The 20,404-nt window shown below is 63.0% G+C and carries 22 protein-coding genes; 15 read left to right on the forward strand and 7 right to left on the reverse strand.

The genetic code is table 11. The features are described 5' to 3' along the window. On the reverse strand, nt 1–450 hold the full coding sequence (locus tag MNAB215_RS14360; protein ID WP_131829127.1) for a hypothetical protein: 450 nt from the start codon (nt 448–450) through the stop codon (nt 1–3). A gap of 227 nt (nt 451–677) precedes the next feature. On the opposite strand from MNAB215_RS14360, the gene MNAB215_RS14365 reads away from it, so the two are divergent. The 9 genes from MNAB215_RS14365 to MNAB215_RS14405 all read left to right on the forward strand — a co-directional run bounded on the left by MNAB215_RS14365 (nt 678) and on the right by MNAB215_RS14405 (nt 8,989). After that, a complete protein-coding gene (locus MNAB215_RS14365; protein WP_131829128.1) occupies nt 678–1,007 on the forward strand; it encodes a hypothetical protein in 330 nt (109 codons plus the stop codon). Nucleotides 1,008–1,427: 420 nt separating this feature from the next. Further along, on the forward strand, nt 1,428–2,570 hold the full coding sequence (locus MNAB215_RS14370) for an acyl-CoA dehydrogenase family protein (RefSeq protein ID WP_077079451.1): 1,143 nt from the start codon (nt 1,428–1,430) through the stop codon (nt 2,568–2,570). 91 nt (nt 2,571–2,661) lie between these two features. After that, entirely contained in the window at nt 2,662–4,062 is a 1,401-nt protein-coding gene (locus tag MNAB215_RS14375) for an aromatic ring-hydroxylating dioxygenase subunit alpha (RefSeq protein WP_077079452.1), read from the forward strand. A 32-nt stretch (nt 4,063–4,094) separates the two neighbouring features. Next, nucleotides 4,095–4,685, forward strand: coding sequence for a 3-phenylpropionate/cinnamic acid dioxygenase subunit beta (locus MNAB215_RS14380; protein ID WP_077079453.1), 591 nt, complete (start codon nt 4,095–4,097; stop codon nt 4,683–4,685). After that, a complete protein-coding gene (locus MNAB215_RS14385; RefSeq protein WP_077079454.1) occupies nt 4,682–4,987 on the forward strand; it encodes a hypothetical protein in 306 nt (101 codons plus the stop codon). Before MNAB215_RS14380 ends, MNAB215_RS14385 begins: the two co-directional genes overlap by 4 nt. Beyond that, the gene (gene hcaB / locus MNAB215_RS14390) at nt 4,984–5,790 is read left to right on the forward strand and encodes a 3-(cis-5,6-dihydroxycyclohexa-1,3-dien-1-yl)propanoate dehydrogenase (RefSeq protein WP_077079455.1); all 807 of its coding nucleotides are present in this window, start codon (nt 4,984–4,986) and stop codon (nt 5,788–5,790) included. Before MNAB215_RS14385 ends, hcaB begins: the two co-directional genes overlap by 4 nt. Before the next feature lie 109 nt (nt 5,791–5,899). Continuing rightward, complete coding sequence (locus MNAB215_RS14395) at nt 5,900–7,147, forward strand: NAD(P)/FAD-dependent oxidoreductase (RefSeq protein WP_077079456.1); 1,248 nt, start codon at nt 5,900–5,902, stop codon at nt 7,145–7,147. A 41-nt stretch (nt 7,148–7,188) separates the two neighbouring features. Then, entirely contained in the window at nt 7,189–7,974 is a 786-nt protein-coding gene (locus tag MNAB215_RS14400; RefSeq protein ID WP_077079457.1) for an IclR family transcriptional regulator, read from the forward strand. A 22-nt stretch (nt 7,975–7,996) separates the two neighbouring features. Continuing rightward, nucleotides 7,997–8,989, forward strand: a complete 993-nt coding sequence (locus MNAB215_RS14405) for a 4,5-dihydroxyphthalate decarboxylase (RefSeq protein ID WP_077082009.1) — start codon at nt 7,997–7,999, stop codon at nt 8,987–8,989. A gap of 5 nt (nt 8,990–8,994) precedes the next feature. Here the strand turns inward: MNAB215_RS14405 and MNAB215_RS14410 are convergent, their stop codons facing one another. From MNAB215_RS14410 to MNAB215_RS14420, 3 genes are read right to left on the reverse strand one after another with little or no spacing between them, the layout of a single operon-like run. Next, entirely contained in the window at nt 8,995–10,014 is a 1,020-nt protein-coding gene (locus MNAB215_RS14410; RefSeq protein ID WP_245830311.1) for an amidohydrolase family protein, read from the reverse strand. Nucleotides 10,015–10,038: 24 nt separating this feature from the next. Next, nucleotides 10,039–10,620: a MarR family winged helix-turn-helix transcriptional regulator gene (locus MNAB215_RS14415; protein WP_245830312.1), complete on the reverse strand. Its 582-nt coding sequence runs from the start codon at nt 10,618–10,620 to the stop codon at nt 10,039–10,041. Between the two features lie 50 nt (nt 10,621–10,670). After that, entirely contained in the window at nt 10,671–12,164 is a 1,494-nt protein-coding gene (locus tag MNAB215_RS14420; protein ID WP_077079459.1) for an aldehyde dehydrogenase family protein, read from the reverse strand. A gap of 259 nt (nt 12,165–12,423) precedes the next feature. On the opposite strand from MNAB215_RS14420, the gene MNAB215_RS14425 reads away from it, so the two are divergent. Genes MNAB215_RS14425 through MNAB215_RS14440 form a run of 4 tightly spaced genes read left to right on the forward strand, consistent with a single transcriptional unit; the run spans nt 12,424 to nt 15,804 of the window. Further along, nucleotides 12,424–13,362: a VOC family protein gene (locus MNAB215_RS14425; protein ID WP_077079460.1), complete on the forward strand. Its 939-nt coding sequence runs from the start codon at nt 12,424–12,426 to the stop codon at nt 13,360–13,362. Continuing rightward, the gene (locus tag MNAB215_RS14430; protein ID WP_077079461.1) at nt 13,359–14,174 is read left to right on the forward strand and encodes a 2-keto-4-pentenoate hydratase; all 816 of its coding nucleotides are present in this window, start codon (nt 13,359–13,361) and stop codon (nt 14,172–14,174) included. The genes MNAB215_RS14425 and MNAB215_RS14430 overlap by 4 nt, the downstream gene beginning before the upstream one ends. Then, nucleotides 14,165–14,359, forward strand: a complete 195-nt coding sequence (locus MNAB215_RS14435; protein ID WP_077079462.1) for a tautomerase family protein — start codon at nt 14,165–14,167, stop codon at nt 14,357–14,359. The genes MNAB215_RS14430 and MNAB215_RS14435 overlap by 10 nt, the downstream gene beginning before the upstream one ends. Next, nucleotides 14,359–15,804: an aldehyde dehydrogenase gene (locus MNAB215_RS14440; RefSeq protein WP_216823739.1), complete on the forward strand. Its 1,446-nt coding sequence runs from the start codon at nt 14,359–14,361 to the stop codon at nt 15,802–15,804. The genes MNAB215_RS14435 and MNAB215_RS14440 overlap by 1 nt, the downstream gene beginning before the upstream one ends. Before the next feature lie 4 nt (nt 15,805–15,808). Here the strand turns inward: MNAB215_RS14440 and MNAB215_RS14445 are convergent, their stop codons facing one another. The 3 genes from MNAB215_RS14445 to MNAB215_RS14455 form a co-directional block, all read right to left on the reverse strand. Next, nucleotides 15,809–16,774: a dihydrodipicolinate synthase family protein gene (locus tag MNAB215_RS14445; RefSeq protein WP_077079464.1), complete on the reverse strand. Its 966-nt coding sequence runs from the start codon at nt 16,772–16,774 to the stop codon at nt 15,809–15,811. Next, nucleotides 16,771–17,880: a cupin domain-containing protein gene (locus tag MNAB215_RS14450; RefSeq protein ID WP_077079465.1), complete on the reverse strand. Its 1,110-nt coding sequence runs from the start codon at nt 17,878–17,880 to the stop codon at nt 16,771–16,773. The genes MNAB215_RS14445 and MNAB215_RS14450 overlap by 4 nt, the downstream gene beginning before the upstream one ends. Nucleotides 17,881–18,238: 358 nt before the next feature. Next, on the reverse strand, nt 18,239–18,481 hold the full coding sequence (locus MNAB215_RS14455) for a ferredoxin (RefSeq protein ID WP_077079466.1): 243 nt from the start codon (nt 18,479–18,481) through the stop codon (nt 18,239–18,241). A 278-nt stretch (nt 18,482–18,759) separates the two neighbouring features. On the opposite strand from MNAB215_RS14455, the gene MNAB215_RS14460 reads away from it, so the two are divergent. Both MNAB215_RS14460 and MNAB215_RS14465 read left to right on the forward strand, forming a co-directional pair. Next, a complete protein-coding gene (locus tag MNAB215_RS14460; RefSeq protein ID WP_077079467.1) occupies nt 18,760–19,941 on the forward strand; it encodes an acyl-CoA dehydrogenase family protein in 1,182 nt (393 codons plus the stop codon). 19 nt (nt 19,942–19,960) lie between these two features. Beyond that, the gene (locus MNAB215_RS14465; RefSeq protein WP_077079468.1) at nt 19,961–20,395 is read left to right on the forward strand and encodes a nuclear transport factor 2 family protein; all 435 of its coding nucleotides are present in this window, start codon (nt 19,961–19,963) and stop codon (nt 20,393–20,395) included. The last annotated feature ends 9 nt before the right edge of the window (nt 20,396–20,404 follow it).

A 20,404-nucleotide genomic window follows, 5' to 3' on the forward strand; every position in this document is an offset into this window, starting at 1 on the left:
TCATTCCTCGACATCCTCGCCGAGTACGGGACTGGCGATGAGGCGCCTTGCGTTGTCGTTGAGGTTTGCGAACCCGTCGACGATCTGAGATGCAATTCGCAATCGCTCACCCACGGATCGAATCCTCCAGGTGTGAAAAGCCGTACCGGTGAATTCATCACTAGTGGGCGCCGGCGGCTTCCAACGGCGCAAGAAGAAATCGAGCCTAGTCGTTACTTCGATATCCCCATGCGGCGAGTAGCCCACAGACAGCATCGCCTTGATCTCGTTACGTTCATCGAAGAATTCCTCGCGTTCCAGTAGGTGCTCACGTAAGCCCTCAATCCCTTGCAGCATGTCGTCGCCCCGTATACCGACCTCGAAATTTTCCGTAAGGATCTGCGCCATCATCTCGTCGGCCGTCGGATGCCGCTGAAGCATTGATAAGTAAGTATCGATCGCCGAATACAACGCTGGAGGTTGTGGTAGGCATTCCATGGTTCTTCCGTTGCTCGGCGCGCCACTGTTCCACCCTTGCTTGGCAGTTGCTAGGTCGACACAGCCGTAGTTTAAGCGTGACAATACATTACAGGCCCGGATCCGCGCCTGCCGCGAGGTGCAAGCCGTGCTCACCCGCGTCCGCGTAATGAGACTGACCCCGACCCGGCCACATCGCGGTCGGACTGGGCGAAGACTTCGTGATTGGGCAAGCGAATGTGCCCGCCGAACCCGAACCGGGAGAACCGAACCGGGACCTGCCACCGAAAATCGTGGCCGAGCTGTGCGCGCACCCGAATCGGCTGACCTCAGTGGAGAGGCGCACCGCCGTCGAGTTGGCCATCGACACCGGCCGCCGTCCCGAGGAGATCTGCGAGCTGGACTTCGACTGCCTGACCCGCGACGAGGACATGAGCGTCTGCCCACCGCGCACACGTTACATGCGAAAGCTATTGTGCGTGACCCGCTTTGGCCTCATTCTCGCGGATCGGCCCGGCGCCCAAGATTTCTATCAGTGCCGGCGGGTGTGACACGGTCACCGATATGTCATGGATGATGTCGCGAGAACATCGACGGGTTTCTGCCCGGTGGGGTATCGGGCGATCTTTGTCACCCTGACCATGAGAGCGCCACCATCGGCCGCCGTGATGTCGGTCCCACCAGAACGGCGTCGCACGCCATTGCATGGTCTGAAACTCGACATCCGTGCAGTAATGAACGAAAAGAAGTAATTATGTATTATCAGTTTGATCTGTATCAGCCAGTGGCTCAGATGGCGCGGCCGAAGGCGAAAGGAGGCGGTCCGTCCTGAGACATCGACTTCTGGTCGTCGAGTTGGTCGAGCGCATCGAGGTCGCCGCATCGCGTTGTGGCTCTCAGCTGCGACGTTGGATCCGGATCTGAAATCTTCCCGTGTATCGGCATTGCCAAAGCGGCAGAGAGGCGAACAAGTGCAGCGCACCCTATTCCACGATGACCATGAGGCGTTTCGGGCGACCGTCCGCGCTTTCTATGCCGAGCAGGTGGTTCCGGAGTACACCGAGTGGGAGAAGGCCGGGGCGCCGCCCCGACATTTCTGGACCGCTGCGGGCAAGCTCGGCCTCCTGGGTATCCAGGTTCCCGAGGAATTCGGCGGCGGCGATCAAGACAGTTATCTGTTCAATGTCATCTTGACCGAGGAATCCCAGCACGCTGGCGTCGCGCTCGGCGGTCTGCGAATGCATACCGACATTGCGATGCCGTACTTCCTCAACGTCGCCAATGCCGAGCAGCAGAGTCGGTGGCTGCCGCGACTGGTGTCCGGCGACGCGGTGAGCGCCTTGGCGATGTCGGAGCCGGGCGCAGGTTCCGACATAAAGACGATCACCACCCGCGCGGTGCGCAACGGAGATCATTACATTGTCTACGGCTCCAAGACGTTCATCTCCAACGGCGCCAATGCCGATTTGATCGTGACCGCCGTCAAGACCGATCCGGAAGCCGGCCGAGAAGGCCTGAGCCTACTGGTGATCGAAGGCGACAGCCCTCGGCTCATCCGGGGCCGCAAGCTGGAGAAGCTGGGCTTGAAGTCGCAGGACCTGGCGGAGCTGATCTTCGACGATGTAGTGGTGCCCGCCGAGAACCTTTTGGGGGAGGAGGGCAAAGGGTTCGCCTACCTGACGGAGAACCTTGCTCAGGAGCGCCTCTCGATTGCGGTGAACAGTCAGGCCGCCGCGGTCAAGGCGTTGCGTGACACTATCGAATACACCAAGGGCCGCAAGGCGTTTGGTACGACAGTATCGTCACTCCAGAACACCAAATTCGAACTCGCAGCCTGTGCCACCGAAATCGAGGCTGGTCAGTCACTGCTCGACCGGGCCCTGCTGGCTCATGAGGACGGGAAGCTGTCGGCGGCCGATGCGGCCATGGTCAAGCTTTACTGCACCGAACTGCAGGGCCGAGTGATCGATCGCTGTCTGCAGTTGCACGGTGGCTACGGCTACATGATGGAATACCCGATCGCGCGGGCTTATGCCGATGCCCGGGTATCGCGAATCTACGGCGGCTCCAGCGAGGTCATGAAGGTGATCATCGCCCGGTCGCTTGGGCTCTGACCCGTTGACGCCCGCCTACGAACCCTCTATTCTACAGAATAGTACTCTGTAGAACAGAGTAATGACAGCACGGGTCTGAGGAAAGGTCGCTATGACACAGCAGGCGAGTGTTCTCGATGACGTACGCCGGGGGATGATCCCGGCGCATATCTACAACGACCGCGGGATCTTCGAACTCGAGAAGGAGCGGATCTTCAGCCGGGCGTGGATCTTTGTCGGGCACGAATCTGAGATCGCCCAACCGGGCGATTACGTGGTGCGCCGGGTCCTCGACGATTCTTTCATCATCATCCGCGACGAAGACGGTCAGGTGCGCGCGCACTTCAATATGTGCCTGCACCGTGGGATGCAGGTATGCCGGGCCGAGATGGGCAACGCCTCGCATTTCCGTTGCCCATATCACGGCTGGTCCTACCGCAACGACGGCAGGATCGCCGGATTGCCCTTCCACCACGATGCCTATGGCGGGGGGGGCGGGTTCAAGCGCAAGGGCCAACGACCGCCGCCGGCGCCGGACATCAGCATCTACAACGGAAAGATCTTCGTCAGCTTGGCCGCGACAGCCCCGCCGCTGGGAGAATATCTCGGCGACTTCCGCTTCTATCTGGACTTCTACACCAGGCAGAGCCGTAGCGGCATCCAACTGCACGGGCCCCAGCGCTGGCGGATCAAGGCGAACTGGAAGATCGGTGCCGAAAACTTCGCGGGCGATATGTACCACACCCCGCACACGCATACGTCGGTCGTGGAAATCGGGCTGTTCCGCGAGCCTAGCGCCCAAAAACGCAAGGAGGGCGTGCTTTATTGGGCAGGAAACGGGGGTGGGACCACATACAAACTGCCGGAGGGCTCACTCGAGGAGCGTCTGCGCTATGTCGGCTATCCCGACGACATGATCGCCCGGATGAAGCAGTCTTGGGCGGCCGAGCAGCTCAACGTAATCGGCGAAGACGGGTTCATGTTCAGCGCCGCGTCGCTGTATCCCAATCTTTCCTTCGTGCACAACTGGCCGAAGGTCGCAGATTCCGATGACGTGCTCCCGTTCATCACCCTGCGACAGTGGCAGCCGATTAGCGAGGATGAGACCGAAATACTATCTTGGTTCGCCGTCGACAAAGAGGCCCCAGAGCAGTTCAAGGCGCTCTCCTACAAGGCATATCTGATGTGTTTCGGCAGCACCGGCATGTTCGAGCAGGATGACGTGGAGAACTGGGTGTCGCTGACCAACACCGCGGCCGGCTCCATGGCCCGCAGGTTACTGCTCAACAGCAGAATGGGTCTGCTGGAAGACGGCACCGAGGTCGCGCCGCCACTGACGCGCGAAGAGTTCTCCGGACCAGGCGTCGCGCGGAAGGGCTACAGTGAGTTCAACCAGCGAGAACTATTGCGGCGCTGGGCGGATGACCTCGAAAGCCCGGTTGAGGCGGCAGCAGAAGGCTCCGAAATCTGCAGCTTTCCAGCCGCCGACGACAAGCTGGTGAGCCGGGCGTGAGTACTGACACCACACCATCCGATCGGGCCGCAGTGGCTGGCAGGCCAGGCGAGACCCATTCGGCTGCGTCTCGCCTCGGTGCCCATGCCTCCCGAATCACCCGCAGTGGCAACACATTGCGCTTCGATGACGAACGCCATCTATTGGCTCACCGGTGGCTGGTCGACGAGGCCTATCTACTCGACGCGCAGGCCTACACCGACTGGCTGGACGTGCTCGCCGACGACATTCACTATCTGATGCCGGTGCGCGTCACCACCGCTCTGGGTGCGGGATACGACACATCCCCGGGCATGGCTCATTTCGATGAAGACAAGTACTCGCTGTCTCGCAGGGTCGCGCGATTCCTCACCGAACATGCGTGGACCGAGGATCCGCCTTCGCGGCTGCGGCACCACCTGTCGAATGTACGCACCTTTGCCACTGAGGATTCCGATCACCTGGTGGTCGAGTCGGCGACACTTCTCTTCCGCAGCAGGGGCGACGTCCGAGAAGGAGCCTTTCTCTCCGCGGGCCGCGAGGACCTGCTGCGCCGCGAGGGTGAGCAGTGGAAGCTGTCCCGCCGGACCATTCTGGTGGACGAGTCGGTGATCCGAATGCAGAATTTGGCAATCTTCCTATGACGGTTCACCCCCAGCAGCCGGGGCTGTCGGGGACTGACACGGCCCGTCCGGAACATATTGTTGGCGAACCGATTACGATCGGCAACGAGTTCGCGGAAGTTCGGGTCTCCCGCGTGCAGACGCGCAATGGGTCGCGTATGTTGATCGAATCGCTGAAGTCCGGGCAATGGGTTTCGTTGTGCCCGTTGGAACTTGAGGCGCTGACCTGGCAGGCCACGGCCACGTTCTCGGCGATGATCGGCCAGCCGTTCGGGTCGTTGGTCACCGACGAATCCGGGGACACACCGTCAGGCCGGACATGACCGGCTGGCTCGAGGGTCACCGGGCGCTTATCGTCGGGGCCGGCTCCGGAATCGGTAGGGCGATTGTCGACGCTTTCTTGGCCGAAGGTGCCCGGGTAGCGGTCCTGGAGCGCGACCCAGACAAATGCGCGGCATTGTCGACCGCCCATCCCCAGGTGGTCACCACGGTCGGCGACGCAACCACCCGAATCCCGAACGATCTGGCCGTCGCAGCTGCGGTGAAGGCGTTCGGCGGGCTCGACGTCTTAGTCAATTGTGTTGGTGTGTTCGACTTTTATCGCAGCATTGAGGATCTGGACGCCAACGCTATCGACGGCGCGTTCGACGAGATCTTTCGGGTCAACGTCAAGAGTCACCTGCATTCGGTCAAGGCCGCTCTACCGGCGCTGCATCAGTCCGAGCACGCCGTCATTCTGCTGACAGAATCCACGTCGGCTTACTACCCGGGCCGCGGCGGAGTGCTCTACGTCGCGTCCAAATTCGCTGTCCGCGGCCTAGTGACCGCGCTGGCACATGATTTGGCTCCTGGTGTCCGGGTGAACGGGATCGCGCCCGGCGGCACGTTGGGCACCGACCTGCGGGGCGTGGCGAGCCTCGGATCAGCCAGCCGCAGCATGTTCGACACTCCGGAACGGGCCGCTGAACTGGCCGCGCGTGTGCCGCTGCAGGTCGCACTGTCCGGCGAGGATCACGCCTGGAGTTACGTCTTTCTCGCATCGGATCGATCGCGCGGCATCACCGGCGGGGTCGTTCACTCCGATGGCGGGATGAGTGTTGCCGCCGCACCGAAAAAGCGGCGATGACGCCCAACCACAGTGAAGACAGAGGGGATGCCATGCCGAATCTGACGCCAAAGGCCAGGACCCGCACGGGATACCTGTTGCAGGAGAGTGTCTCGGAGGGGCCGCGCTGATGGCCGGCAGGACTGTCGTCATTGTCGGAAGCTCGGTCGCCGGGGTGCGTACTGCACGGGCATTGAGAACCCAAGAATTTGACGGTCGCATCGTGCTGATCGGCAAGGAGGCCGAACTCCCATACGATAAGCCGCCGCTCTCCAAGCAGTTCCTCGCCGGCGCGTGGGATGAGGACAGGGTGAGACTGTTGACGGCGGACGACGCCGAGACCGCCGGCATCGAGCTACGCCTCGGCAGTGCCGCGGAACGCCTCGATGTCGCTGATCGAACGGTCGTCCTCGCCAACGGCACACGAGTGCCCTACGACATGCTTGTCGTGGCCACCGGCGCTGACGCGAGGCCGTCCCCGTGGCCGGTCGAATCCGGCGTGCACGTTGTCCGAACACTCGACGACAGCCGGGGACTGGCCCGCGACTTCACCTCGTCATCGGGTCCCGTAGTGGTGGTCGGTGGCGGATTCATCGGCGCAGAAGTGGCGGCAACCGCCCACGCGGCGGGCCGAGACGTCACGATCGTCGACCCTCTGCACGCCCCGATCGGCCGGGTTCTGGGCGGGGAACTCGGAGCCATGTTCACCGATCTGCACCATCGCCACGGCGTACGGACCCGGTTCGGCGAAGGTGTCGAGGCGGTCGAGGGCACCGCCGGGAAGCTGCGCGTGACATTGACCAACGGCGAGGTGCTACCGGCAAGCACCGTCGTCGTGGGTATCGGCGCCCGTCCCAACGACACCTGGCTGTCGTCGTCGGGACTGCTCATCGACGACGGGGTGGTGTGCGACGAGTATTGCCGTGCAGTCGATCACAGCGACATCTTCGCGGTGGGTGACGTCGCCCGTTGGCATCATCCGCGGCATCGTGAAGATGTCCGGGTTGAGCACTGGACCAACGCCTCGGAGCAGGCGGCTTGTGTAGCCCACAACATCCTGCACCCCGATGAACTGCACCCTTATGCGCCGACGGAGTACGTGTGGAGCGACCAATACGACTGGAAGATCCAGATCGCCGGGCGACCGGGTCGAGCCGAACTCCTGCAGCTGATCGGCAACTTGCACGGTGAAAAGCCGCGTGCTGCAGCAATTTACAGCGACGACAGCGGGCTGCTCCGAGGCGCCGTGACCGTCAACTGGCCGAAGGCCATCTTGATATGCCGCAGACTGATCGGCGCTGAGACCACCGCCGCGGCGGCTCTGCACGAACTCGAACAGTTGCCGCAGGCCGGTGCCACGGCGAGCGCCCGGCAGTAAGCATCCAGGGTCGCGTGAATCGCTGTCAGGAGGCCGTAGGGATGACCGAACCAAACGATGTCGTCGCCGCACGCGAATACGGGCCCGTACCGCAGTACCCAATCGAATCGGTCGACAACGCGTTGCGTGCGTTGATGTTGTTGGTTGAGCGGTCCGAGATCCGGCTCACGGAGGTCAGCAAGCATCTTTCAGTAGCCAGTTCGACGGCTCACCGCCTCCTCGCGATGTTGGCCTACCGCGGACTGGTTCGCCAGGATCCCCAGACAAAGGCGTATCGGTCCGGTCCCAGCCTCGACTTGTTGGCCTTCGGTGTGGTTGGTCGCCTCGACATCCGGGTCCGTGCGCGGCCTGTCCTGGAGAAATTGAATGCGGATCTGCGGGAAACGGTGCACCTGGGCCGACTGGACCGCGCCCAGGTAGATTTTGTTGACTCCATCGAAAGTTCTCAGGCGCTGCGGGTTTCGGCTCGCCTGGGTGTGGCGATGCCGGCTCATTGCACGTCGACGGGCAAGGCGCTGCTGGCTGCGCTCACTGACGAGCAACTTGACGCGTTGTATCCCGATCCTGATCTTGCCCAGCTGACACGGCACTCCATCAAGTCCAAGAAATCGTTGAAATCCGAGCTTGCCACCGTGCGTCGTCGTGGATTCGCCACCAGCAACGAGGAAGGTGAGGAAGGCGTTGTCTCGGTGGCGGTGCCCCTGCGGGGCGGCTCGTTCGCGCTCGCTGCGTCCGTACCGGTGAGCAGGATGGACACCGACTTCCGCGGCGTCGTTCTGGAAAATCTGTTCGCCGCCAAAGCTGAGATCGATGAACTACTACCGTGACTGATCCCCGAACGGAGTGAACATGTCGCAACGGCTCGAGTTGACCTACGGTGGGGAGTTGTACGATCGCACCTGGCGCCTGTACACCGGGGAGGTACAGCCCGAAGGTGTGCGCCTACGGTACTTGCACACAGCTATCGAAGACTTGTTCTGGCGTCAGGGGAAGTATGCCGAATTCGACGTCGCTGAATATTCGATGGGTGCCTATCTGGCGACCCTGAAGAACCCCGACAGGGCTTTTGTCGCCCTTCCGATCTTTCCGTCCCGAGCCTTCCGGCACGCTTCGGTCTATGTCAACGCCGACGCGAGCGTGTCACAACCTGCAGATCTGGCGAACACGACGGTCGGAACCCCGGAGTGGAGCATGACCGCTTCACTGTGGATGCGCGGCATTCTCGGCGAACACTACGGCGTTGATTTGACGTCGATAGACTGGCGGACAGGAGGTTTGGAGGAGGCCGGGCGACAGGAGAAGGCGCCCGTCCTCCCTCCGGCGGACTTGCGAGTGACCCATATCGGCGATGACGACACGTTGAGCGCCCTACTATTGCGGCGTGACCTCGACGCGTTGATCACGGCCCGAGCTCCTCAGGCTTTCTTGCAGGGTGACCCACGTATCAAACGGCTGTGGCCGGATTTCCGCAGCGCGGAACGCGGGTATTTCGAAGCGACGGCGATCATCCCGATCATGCACGTTGTCGTGGTCAGGCGGGCGCTCCTCGCCGCTCACCCCTGGCTCGCCAACAATCTGGTCGATGCGTTCGAGGCGGCTCGCACACCCGTCCAGCACGATCTGCTCGATACCGCGGTGTGCACGAGCAGCTTGATATGGGAGTCCGCCTACGCAGAAGAGGAAGCCGCCGTTCTCGGCGATCCCTTCCGATATGGAGTGGCCAATAATGCGGTCACCCTCCAAACGCTGTTGAACTACGCCCATCAGCAAGGATTCACCGACCACCTGCTCGGCTACGAAGAGGTCTTCGCCCCGTCGACGCTGAGCTCAGCGCGGATATGAGGGAATCAGGCCACGTTCAACCCCAACATTGCGACGGCAGTCCCTGAAGTAACCGACTCAGTCACTGACGCCGGCAGATCTGCCGCGAACAGCGCCGCACCCGCGGGTCGTTCGGCGATGACAAACGGGTAGTCGGTGCCGACGGCAACACGGTCAGCCCCGACCCGGGCAATCAGTGCGGCCACGGCGGCGGGATCGAACACAAGCGAGTCGTAATAGAAACGATCGGCGTACGAAGATGGCCGGCCGCTGGTAGCGGCCGGCTCCGGAACACACTCCCAGATGCGGTCGATCCGCGGCAGCAGCGCCAGGAACGCGCCGCCGCCGTGCGCGAGCAGGACCTTGAGGTGTGAATGACGGTCGAGGACCCCGCCCATCACCAACGACGCCGCCGCAGCCGCGGTTTCAGCTCCCATACCGATCGAATTCGCCAGCCCATGTTTCTTGAGCCGATCGGCGCCAAGCACGTTCCATGGGTGCACGAAGATCAGCGCACCCGTTTCCGCGCAGGCGGCGAAAAACGGGTCGAGTTCGGGATCATCGAGATTGCGCCCGCCGACATTCGACCCGACCTCCACACCGGACAGCTTGAGATCCCCGACGATGTCAACCACCATCTGGGCTGCCCGCGTAGGATCCTGCAACGGGACGGTGCCAAGTCCGGCGAATCGAGACGGGTGATCACGGGCCACACCGGCGATCCACTCGTTCTGGACGCGCGAGAGGTCCGCTACGCCGTCGGCGTTCAACCCATAGGAAACGGTGATGGGAATGGGCGAGATCACCTGCATAGAAACCCCATCGGCGTCCATGTCCTCCAGGCGCCGGGCCGGGTCCCAACAGTGATCCGTGATCGACCGGAAATGCCGGCCACCGAGGAGGATATCCGCCGTGCATGGGCCGGTTTCGACCAGTTCTGGCCATGAACCGGCGAATCGTCGTCCGAAACTCGGCAAGTCGCGCGGCAGGCCGTGGGTGTGCACGTCGACTAAACGCTGTGCCTGGCTCGGTCCGGCAACCATCATGACGAAACCCGCTCCCTACGTCGGTTAGGCTGACTGTGACGGCGCGAAAGAAGCTGATCTGCACCGGGTGAAGGGGCCATTGTTCTCGATCGACTCGAGGAAACGCGCGAACAGGGACTGCAGTTGACGCTGTTGCCTCCGGGTCAGGTCATCCATCAGCCGATGTAAATATGTCCAAATCAGGAACGATCGACGATCATCCGGATTCGAGATCCGTTCGACAAAGTGACGCCTGGCCAGAGCATCGACCACCCCGGTCAGATTGGCCGGCCGCACCGACACCGCCTCTCCAGGCGCATCCATCGTCAAAGGCTCCGTCGAGCGATCCAAGACGGTCAGGATGTTCAACTGGCCGGTATTGAGCCCATGCGGCAAAAGCTCTGCGGCGTGAGCACGTTCGAAGGCCGTTGCGGCACGAAACATGGTCAGCGTCAAAGCCAATACCGTGGTGTCGAAATCAGGGCCCTCACGATCGGCCGCCTGCGCGATCTGCCCGGTGATAGAAGGCGGCATGCGAGGAGCTCGCGGCATCAGCTGGCCTCCAGGTCGGATCGGGTATTTCTCCCGGTGTACAGTACAGGGTGCAAACCAGTCGGATTGATTCACGATAGGCACCCTAGAGACTGTGCCACAACGCGTTCCGATTGCACGTGGCGTCAATGCAGCGGGATGTTGACCGTCTTCGACTGCAGGTAGCTCTCCAACTCGTCAACACCTTCCTCGGTGCCGACTCCGCTGTTCTTGTGCCCGGCGAACGGGGCTCCCAGGAAATGGCTGCCGGACCCGTTGATCCAGACGTAGCCGGTATCCAGCCGATCGGCCACCGATATCGCGGTGGTGATGTCGTTGCTCCACACCGCCCCGGTCAGCCCGAACGGGAGTTCGTTGGCCTGCTCGACGACGGTGTCCAGGTCAGTCCAACGGAAAACCGACAGCACCGGCCCAAAGATCTCCTCCCGCGCGATCCGCATCGACATGTCGACATCGGCGAATATCGTCGGTTCGATATAGAAACCTTTCGCGAAGTCGTCACCCTCCGGCCTGCGGCCGCCCGTCACCAGACGCGCGCCCTCAGCGTGGGCTGATTCGATGTAACCCATCACCTTGTCGAACTGAGCTTGTGAGACCAGGCACCCCATCTCGGTGTCGGGGTCGAGCGGATGGCCGATGCGGATGGACTTCAGGCGATCGGTCAGACCGGCGACGACATGGTCATGCAGCGCGTCGTGAACGAACAAACGCGTGGTCGATCCGCACGACTGCCCTTGGCTCCAATGGCAGTTCATCCCGAATGCGGCGCCCTCGACGACAGCGCCGGGGTCGGCGTCCGGGCACACGATCATCGCATTCTTGCCGCCCAGCTCCAGCGTGACATACTTGATTCCCGCCGATGCCGCCGACGCCATGACCTTCTGGCCGGTCTCGACGCTCCCAATGAGCGAGATCCGTTTGACGGCAGGGTGCCGCACCAAGGCATCGCCCGTTACAGCGCCGGGTCCCGACAGGATGTTGACCACCCCGGGCGGAAACGACTCGAGAACGACCTCGGCCATCAACAACGACGACAGCGGCGCCTGGTCGGGTACTTTGAGAACCAGTGTGTTGCCGGTGACCAGTGGTGCGCCCACTTTCGCGGCCGCGAACAGTATCGGATGGTTGTAGGGAATGATCCGTCCCACGACGCCGTAGGGTTCCTTGCGGGTCAGCAGCCAGCTACCGGTCATCGATGGCAGCGTGGCACCGGCGAGGCTGAAGGCGACCCCGGCGTGATAGTCGAGCCAGCGTGCCGCCATCATCACGTCGCCCACCATGGCGGTCACCGGATTACCGGTGTCGATAGCGTCGAGTAATCCGAAGTCTTCAGCGCGCGAGCGCAGACGCGCGGCGAAAGCCCGAATCATCTCCGCGCGCTCGAGAAGCGTGGTGTCGCGCCAGTGCGGGAATGCTCGGGTTGCAGCCGATACCGCCGCCTCGACGTCGGCTTCGTCTGCAGACGGGACGTGGGCAATGGTCGTCCCGTCGTGCGGTGTGGTGATTTCCATCGTCGCGCCGCGGTTGGCCACTACCGCGGTGTCGCCGATGAGCATGCGCCAGTCGCGGTCCAGTAGCGCCGAAACTGCCTTGGTGTTATCAGCCAGTGAAGATCGCATGGGTCTCCGGCCACCTCCTGGGGTGCTTGCCGCTCTATCGCGACACGACCCTACTGTGAGCCGGTGCGGCAGAACTTGGTTCTGAAGTTTTTATGGTGACGCAAGCCGCAAGCGGCAGCGCTACATCGTTGTGCCGCAAGCCCTTGACGCTGTGGCCGCTGCCACTATAGTTCAGAAGCATAAATATTTATATAGTAACTAAGACACGGTTAGTGCCGACTACCACATCGGGGCGGCATCGAGAAAGTGGGGCCCGGAGATGATCCAACTGCAGGACATCGCCTATGTCCGGTCCGGGGTCACCGACTTGGAACGCGCCGAGCGATTCGCCGTCGACATCGTGGGTCTGGACCCTGTCGCGCGGGCACCCGGGATGACCTATCTGCGAGCCGATCATCGCCATCACTGCCTGGCGCTGGTCGAGAGCTCACAGGCTGGAGTGCATGCCTCGGCGTTCACGGTGAAGGACGACGCGGCACTCGATGCCGCTGAAGCCGAACTGACGAGTTACGGATGCACGGTGCGGCGGGGATCAGCGGAGGAGGCACGACAACGACACGTGCGAGCGTTCATCGCCTTCGACGATCCGTTCGGCAACCACGTGGAACTGGTGACCGACCAGAGCACTCTGGCGCGGCCGCTTCAGTTCGGGCGTCCAGCCGCCGGGATCTGCGAGTTCGGGCACCTCTGTCTGGATGCTCCCGATGTGCGGGCCGCATACGCATTCTGGTCGACACTCTTCAATGCCAAGGTGTCCGACTGGATCGGCGATGCGGCCTGTTTAATGCGTATCGACCCGGTCCACCACAAGCTGGCGGTGTTCCAAAACGACGCCGCTCCCGGCCTCTGTCACATCAACTTCCAGGTGCACACCCTCGACGACGTGATGCGCAATTGGCGGTTCCTGCAGCGAAACGACGTGCACATCCTGCATGGTCCCGGCAGGCATCCGACCTCGACGGCGATCTTCGTCTACTTCGTCGGACCCGACAACCTAACTTACGAGTACTCCTTCGGTGTAGAGCGGATCGAAGACGACGCTGCGTGGCGCCCGCGCACGTTCAACCTGTCCGAGGACGGTTCGATCGACATGTGGCTGGGCCCGACTCAGCGCACCGTGTCACAACCGCAGCTGCGCCGTGATGGCCAGAACGGTTCGGTGAGCGTCGGGCCGAGTCAGTCGGGACATGGCCGGTGAGCCGCGAGCCCACCGGCGGCGGATGGGACATTCAGCGGGCGGCGACCGAACTCCTCGAGGCGGAAAGCACCCAGACCGAGTGTGATCCGCTCAGTGACCAGTGGACTGGTCTCGACCTGGCCACCGCCTACCGCATCCAGGATGAGGCACTGCGCCGCCGTCTCGAACGCGGTGAGCGACTCGTCGGCGTCAAACTCGGATTGACCTCTCGCGCAAAACAATTACGCATGGGCATCAGCTCACCACTGGTGGCTTGGCTGACCGATGCGATGGTGCTCCCGGCAGGTGCGCCGTTGCCACGCGAATCGCTTATCCACCCTCGTGCCGAACCGGAGATCGTGTTCGTGATGGCGGAACGGCTCGCCGGGCCTGCCATGACGGCGTCCCGAGCGCAGGGCGCGGTCGGGCAGGTCTACTCCGGCATCGAGATCATCGATTCACGCTACCGCGATTTTCGGTTCACGCTGCCCGATGTGGTCGCCGACAACGCGTCCTCGGGGCTGTTCGTGATGGGGTCGGTGGGCGTGCAGCCGGATTCGTTGGACCTGGCGGCCGAAGCCTGCCGTCTCGAGGTCGACGGTCGAGTGGTGGACCGCGCCACCGGCGAAGCGGTGCAAGGTCATCCGGCAGAAGCGCTGGCGTTGGCCGCCAATGTTCTTGCCGAACGCAGGTTGGCGATCGAGCCGGGCTGGATCGTGCTGACCGGGGGCATGACCGACGCGGTAAGCGTGCCGCCCAGAGCACAGGTCGCCGCGCACTTCACCCATCTGGGTTCGATCGTCGTGGACGGAGGGCAGGAATCGTGCCGCTAGTCGAGGTGACGCTGGTGGAAGGTCGCACACCCGAGCAGTTACGTGCCTTGATCACGGGGCTGACCGACGCGGTGCAGACGGCCGTCGATGCTGCTCGGGACAGTATCCGAGTCGTGCTCCGCGAGGTGCCCGCGACGCATTGGGCGGCCGGTGATGTCACGATCGCTGAACGCCGAAAGGGTTGATGATGGACGTGATCCGCCATGTGATCGACGGGGAGGAAACGGAGTCGTCCAGCGGCGCACGCTTCGACACCATCGATCCCTGGACCCAGCAACCGTGGGCTCAGGTGGCGCTGGGTGGCGCAGATGAGGTTGATCGAGCGGTGACCGCGGCCCGGCGCGCATTCGACGACGGCCCCTGGCCATGCATGGGGTTTGCCGAGCGGGGCGCCATTCTGCACGGGCTGGCCGATCTGATCATCGAAAACGCCGACGAACTCGCGCTTGCTGATACCACCGACATGGGCAAGCCGCTTAGCGACAGCAGGGGCAATGACGTTCCACGGTCGGCGCAGAACTTCCGCTTCTTCGCCGACCACGCCCGGTTGTCCACCGGCGATATCCTGCCAATGGACACCGGGCACCATGCCTACACCCGGTTCGAGCCCGCCGGCGTCGTGGCGGCGATCGCGCCCTGGAACTTTCCGTTGATGCTCGAGACGTGGAAGATCGCTCCCGCGTTGGCGTGGGGTAACACCGTTGTGCTCAAGCCCGCGGAGGACACTCCGGCATCGGCGACGATTCTCGCCCAGCTGGCAGTGCGCGCCGGCATGCCACCCGGAGTGCTCAACGTCGTCCATGGGTATGGTCCCGGCTCGGTAGGCGCCGCGCTGACGGCGGACAACCGCGTCAATCGCATCACCTTCACCGGAGAGTCCGGAACCGGCAAGGTCATCGCCGCTGCCGGTGCGGCGCACCTGACCCCGGTGAGTCTCGAGCTCGGCGGCAAGGGCGCCAACCTGGTCTTCGCGGACGCTGATCTCGATACAGCAGTGAATTGGTCTATCCGCGCGGTGTTCTCGAATGCGGGGCAGGTCTGCCTGGCCGGCAGCCGACTGTTCGTGCAGCGCGAGGTGTACCACGCCTTCTTGGCGAAGTTCGTCGCTGCCGCGGAATCGTTGACGTTGGGCGATCCCAAACTGACGGGAACCCAGATCGGGCCGCTGGCCTCCGAAGCGCATTGGAAGAAGGTGCGCTCCTATGTCGACGAAATCGGCGCCGAGGGTGGAACCATGCGCACGGGCGGTCTGGGCGACGGGTGGGCCATCCGGCCAACGGTAGTCACCGACCTACCGCCAGAGGCCCGGTTGTGCCGCGAGGAAATCTTCGGTCCCGTTGTCGTGGTGGCGCCCTTCGACAGTGAGGCCGATGCCATCACCGCAGCCAACGACACTCCCTACGGGCTCAACGCGATGTTGTTCACCGAGAACCTATCTCGTGCGCACCGCGTGGCGGCCGCGCTTAAGGCGGGCACTGTCTGGGTCAATTGTTTCTTCATTCGCGATCTGCGGGCACCATTCGGCGGTGTCGGCGATTCCGGAATCGGCCGCGAGGGAGGCACTTTCAGCCGGGAGTTCTTCACCGAGCCGAAGGCCGTGGTGATGGCGATCCACGACGCCGACCCCTAATCGCCTACCGCGCGTCGCGGTACTCGCGTTCCAACTGCGCCCAGCGACGGCCGGTTTCCTCGCCGCCGGCGATCATATCGGCGGGAGCATCGGTGTAGGGCGGTCGGCTGGGGCCCGGATCGATCAACCCTGCGGCACGAAAACGGGCCCGCCCCACCGGGATGCTGTAGTCCATGAAGCGCGACATATCGCCACCGAACTGCGGCGCCAGCGCCCAGTTGACCTTCTCGGAGATCGCAGCCGCCGCGTCCCAGTCCCGCGACAGAACGGCACGAGAGAGCGCCGCCAATGGTGAAGGGGCGCAAGCAACGTTGCCCGACCAGCACGCGGTGGCCAGTTCAGGGAAGCGCTTGGCGGCGCCATACCAGTCGCTGTCGAGGGGGAGTACGGCAACCCTGTCACCGACAGCTTCGATGTCGCGTTCCAGCGTCGGCCCGCCTGCGTGTTTGGTCGCCACGATCTCCGGCAGATCGGCCAACTTCTGGTAGGCCTCGACGCTGATCTTGCCTTTGAACGCGGCGGGATTGTCGTAAACAACGATCGGTACGCCGGGCAACGCTTCGGCCAGGTCGCTATAGAACCGGACGATTGCTTCGTCGTCGAGAGGCAGCCACATCGGGCGCCCGACAAAAAGCCCGTCGGCACCGGCTTGAATGGCCTGGCGACCGCGGGAAATGGTGTCGCGGGTGTTCAACGTCGTGACACCAGCGAAGAACGGCACCCGACCGCGGACGACCTTGGCGATGCAGGTCGTGAAGGTGAGCCACTCGTCATGGGTGAGCGACGCGCACTCACCGAAAGTCCCGGTGGACATCACGAATTCGATGCCGGCACCGATCACCTCTTCGATCATGGTCTCGGTCTCAGATGTGTTCACCGTGTTCTCGGCGCGCCAGTTGCCGGCGTCGCTGGTGGCCGGGGTGGGCACGATGCCCACCACGCCACGGATATCGGCTCGGGTGAGGGTCATGTCGTCACATGTCCCCGCACCACGTCGGCCGGCACGGCCGGATACGGGCCGGTTCCAAACGAGTCATGCGGTTCTTCCCGGTACATCCCCAGCGCGGCCAGCAGTGGGGCGTCGGTTGCGGAGAACAACACCGCTTCGGTGCTTGGTGAGTGGTTGATGTGTTGGTGCCACATCCAATTCGGGATTACGAACGAATCGCCCGCCGACCAGTCGAGCCGGTGGTCTCCCACCAGGGTGGTGCCTTCGCCCTCAACCACGTAGTAGACCACACTGGAGGTGTGCCGGTGCCGCTGCGTTTGCAGACCCGGACGCAGTAGCTGGGCGAAACAGTCGATGGTCGGCAGGGTCGATCCGCCGGAGATCGGATGCGCGTAATGCAGTATCACCCCGTCGAACGGGCTGCCCTCGCAGCCCGCGAAGTCCCGCAGCGCCGCACGGACATCGCGCCACGCGTACCTGAAAGGGATACGGGTACTGTCTCGGCGCTCCCAGGCTGGCCGAACGGACGATGAACGGCTGCTGATGAAGTCGGCACGGGTTTCGCGTAGTGGCTGCGTACTACTCCCGTAGGGCTCGAAAAAGATCTGCCGCAGATAGCCCATCACCGGCACGTCGAGGATGTCGATCCAGATGCCGCGTTTGTCGCTTTCGTTATGGTGGTCGTGCCACGTGTAGGCCGGGGTGATGATGAGATCGCTGTCCTCCATGGCGAGCCGCTCGCCGTCGACAGAGGTGTAGAGGTTGGCACTACCATCCACGACGAACCGCAGTGCGTTGATCGAATGGCGATGCGCCGAGGCGATTTCGCCGGGCAAGGTGATCTGCATACCCATGGCGAGGGTGGGGGTGGTGCCGTCAACCCCGGGGCCGGGGTTGATGAAGGTGAAGTTGCGCCGAGCGGTGTCGTTGGCCCTGACCGTGCACATCTCCTCCAGCGCACGCTCAGCCAGACCGCGTTGCCACAGGAAGGGCACGCCCGCAGGCAGCGGACCGTCGGTCAGTTGCACCAACTGCGCGTCGTACTGCCACTGACCGCGTAGGTGTAGTTCGTCGAGATGTTCGTCGAACTCGGCAAGCGTCTGGCCCGGCTCACGTGTCGTCGTCATGTTCGATGTCCTTGGTTAGAGATCCTGATCGCCTTCAAGCGCCCATCCGACCACTTGACCGGTGTTACCGCGGGCGTCCTGTCAGAAGGAAACCGTGCTGATCGAGTGTGCGGATGGTCAGAGGGTGCGCAACGTGTCGCTGAGGCTAACATCCTCCCAAATACGTAAACAAGACATATGAGACGAAGTACGTACGAATCATCCAAAACATTCGATTTGCCTCGAAGGCAGCAGTGAACGAGTTGGGGGAAGTCGACTCGTAATGGGACGTTCGGGTGACCACCACCGTAGGGGCCTGCCGGCCGGCAAGTCCGTGCGCCGGGGCGTTGGGGCACCCTGATAGTTTTGCGCGGCCGCTCTACGCGCCATCCGTGTCCTCGCCGGTAGCGTTCTTTCGGCTGAGAATGATTGCGCTGTCAGGGCATGCGACCGCACCACGGCGGGCTTGATCCTCGAGTTCGGCCGGCACGCTCGCGGGTGCGACGGCGTAACCCTCGTCGTCGATCGAGTATACGTCGGCCGCTTCGGCGGCACAGAGCGTGTAGCCGCAGCACTTGGACCGGTCGACGGTGATCGTCAAGGTCTGCTCGTTGTCTGCCATGGTGCCGGTTCCTCCACGATGAGCCCCGACCGGCGAAGCCGGGAATATTCTTCAGACAAAGTACTGCGATTGTGTCTTAAGTGATCAATATTCTTGAGTATGCCACGTGCCGCTCGATACTGGCACCACAATCCGCGGCCCCGAGCACTCGCTACTTGACCGCGCAGTGAATCGGGACACATAATACGGATAGTGTGTGATCGAACATATCCATTCAACAACTGCCGCGGCTGCCTTGGTGGTTGCGCGGGTGGACTTTGTCGACGTGGAGGTACTGCATGACAACCGTTGCGGCGGATACGACCACCGTGCTCGAAGCCGTCCGGGTGCTATCCCCGGAAATCGCCGAGCGGGCCGACGAGATTGAGAAGGCCAAGGTGGTGCCCACCGACCTGCTCGAGCGGCTCGCCGATGCCGGTGCTTTCCGCATGTTCGTCCCGCGTCAATACGGCGGGGAGGAGATGAGCCTGCCGGAGGCCATGGCCGTAATCGAGGAGGTGTCGCGGGCGGATGCTTCTACCGGATGGACCGTGATGATCGGCGCCGACTTCGCGCCGGTATTCGCCCGTCTCTCCAAAGAGGTGCTCGACGACGAGATCTATCCTGATGGCCCAAACACCATGGCGCGGGGTGCTTTTGCACCGAAGGGTGTTGCCGTCGCGGCCGAGGGCGGCTATATCGTCAACGGGCAGTGGCCACTGGCCAGCGGGAGCTACGAGCACCAGTGGGTGATGGGCAACTGTATCGTCCTGGACAACGGGCAGCCTCGGATGACCGAGATGGGCGTGCCCGAGATGAAACTCGCCGTGGTGCCGACGGCGCAGGCCCAGTTCCTGGATACCTGGGACTCGGTGGGGTTGCGGGCGACCAACAGCAATGACTTGGTGCTCAAGGACGTGTTCGTGCCCGAGCACCACACCGGTGAGTTCTTCGGGGCTTCCGGTGTGGACAGCCCGATGTTCCGGCTACCGACCCGCTTGGCGCTGGGGCCCACCCACGTCGCCGTGGTGCTAGGCATCGCCGAGGGCGCGCTGGATGACGTGCGCAAGCTCGCCAAGACCAAGCGGCCGGCGTTCAACCCCAGCATGCGATTGGCCGAGGACACCGTCTTCCAGTTCCGACTAGGTCTGCTCGACACCCGCTTGGCGGCGGTGCGTGCGCTCGCCGAGAAGGAGACCCAGCTGATGTGGGACGCTGCGGTCGCGGGCGAACTGATCACAACGATGGCTGCGGTTCGCCAGCGCGCGATGGTGGCGCGGGCCCATACCGAGTGCGTGGAGATCGTCAACGAGGCTTTCGGCTTGGCCGGTAGCAACGCCATGTACAGCAGCTCCTCGCTGCAGAGACGCTTCCGCGATATCCGCACGGCGGCACAGCATGTGGCGGCGAGCCCGGAGATCTACCAGATCGTCGGCGCACTGCTTGTCGACGAAGACGTCCCACCGTCGGCCCTGATCTGAGTCAGGGATTGAAGAGCACATGACTTCTACCGAGACGATGACGATCGAGTGGGAACTGGTCCGGCTGAACAACGACTTCGCCTACTACGTGGACCAAGGCGATTTCGAGTCGATGATCGGGCTGTTCACCCCGGACGCTGTTTTCGATCGTGCCGGCAACGTCCACCACGGCCACGACGAGCTGCGCCAGGGGATGCGTGACCGGCCAAAGGCGACGACACGGCACCTACTCACCAATTTCCACTTCACGAACGTATGCCTGGACTCGGCCGAGGCCGTCGTCTGCTCGATGGTCTACCACGGACCGCCGTCGGAACGCGGTGAGCCGGTTGTTTACGCCACCGACAACGGGCGCGTCATGGAGTTCCACGACAAGTACACCAAAACGCCCGAGGGCTGGCGAATTTCGGAACGAATGGCACGGGCGATCTTCACCCCGAAGGTGTGGCCGTGACAGGCCTGA

Source organism: Mycobacterium numidiamassiliense, from assembly GCF_900157365.1.
Classification (GTDB): domain Bacteria; phylum Actinomycetota; class Actinomycetes; order Mycobacteriales; family Mycobacteriaceae; genus Mycobacterium; species Mycobacterium numidiamassiliense.

What these genes read in the sequence shown, in the direction of transcription:
- MNAB215_RS14410 (WP_245830311.1), bottom strand. Translation starts at nt 10,014, where the DNA reads ATGATGGTTGCCGGACCGAGCCAGGCACAGCGTTTAGTCGACGTGCAC.
- MNAB215_RS14420 (WP_077079459.1), bottom strand. Translation starts at nt 12,164, where the DNA reads ATGCGATCTTCACTGGCTGATAACACCAAGGCAGTTTCGGCGCTACTG.
- MNAB215_RS14455 (WP_077079466.1), bottom strand. Translation starts at nt 18,481, where the DNA reads ATGGCAGACAACGAGCAGACCTTGACGATCACCGTCGACCGGTCCAAG.
- MNAB215_RS14440 (WP_216823739.1), top strand. Translation starts at nt 14,359, where the DNA reads ATGATGGACGTGATCCGCCATGTGATCGACGGGGAGGAAACGGAGTCG.
- MNAB215_RS14400 (WP_077079457.1), top strand. Translation starts at nt 7,189, where the DNA reads ATGACCGAACCAAACGATGTCGTCGCCGCACGCGAATACGGGCCCGTA.
- MNAB215_RS14450 (WP_077079465.1), bottom strand. Translation starts at nt 17,880, where the DNA reads ATGACGACGACACGTGAGCCGGGCCAGACGCTTGCCGAGTTCGACGAA.
- MNAB215_RS14405 (WP_077082009.1), top strand. Translation starts at nt 7,997, where the DNA reads ATGTCGCAACGGCTCGAGTTGACCTACGGTGGGGAGTTGTACGATCGC.
- MNAB215_RS14395 (WP_077079456.1), top strand. Translation starts at nt 5,900, where the DNA reads ATGGCCGGCAGGACTGTCGTCATTGTCGGAAGCTCGGTCGCCGGGGTG.
- MNAB215_RS14460 (WP_077079467.1), top strand. Translation starts at nt 18,760, where the DNA reads ATGACAACCGTTGCGGCGGATACGACCACCGTGCTCGAAGCCGTCCGG.
- MNAB215_RS14425 (WP_077079460.1), top strand. Translation starts at nt 12,424, where the DNA reads ATGATCCAACTGCAGGACATCGCCTATGTCCGGTCCGGGGTCACCGAC.
- hcaB (WP_077079455.1), top strand. Translation starts at nt 4,984, where the DNA reads ATGACCGGCTGGCTCGAGGGTCACCGGGCGCTTATCGTCGGGGCCGGC.
- MNAB215_RS14445 (WP_077079464.1), bottom strand. Translation starts at nt 16,774, where the DNA reads ATGACCCTCACCCGAGCCGATATCCGTGGCGTGGTGGGCATCGTGCCC.
- MNAB215_RS14465 (WP_077079468.1), top strand. Translation starts at nt 19,961, where the DNA reads ATGACTTCTACCGAGACGATGACGATCGAGTGGGAACTGGTCCGGCTG.
- MNAB215_RS14375 (WP_077079452.1), top strand. Translation starts at nt 2,662, where the DNA reads ATGACACAGCAGGCGAGTGTTCTCGATGACGTACGCCGGGGGATGATC.
- MNAB215_RS14385 (WP_077079454.1), top strand. Translation starts at nt 4,682, where the DNA reads ATGACGGTTCACCCCCAGCAGCCGGGGCTGTCGGGGACTGACACGGCC.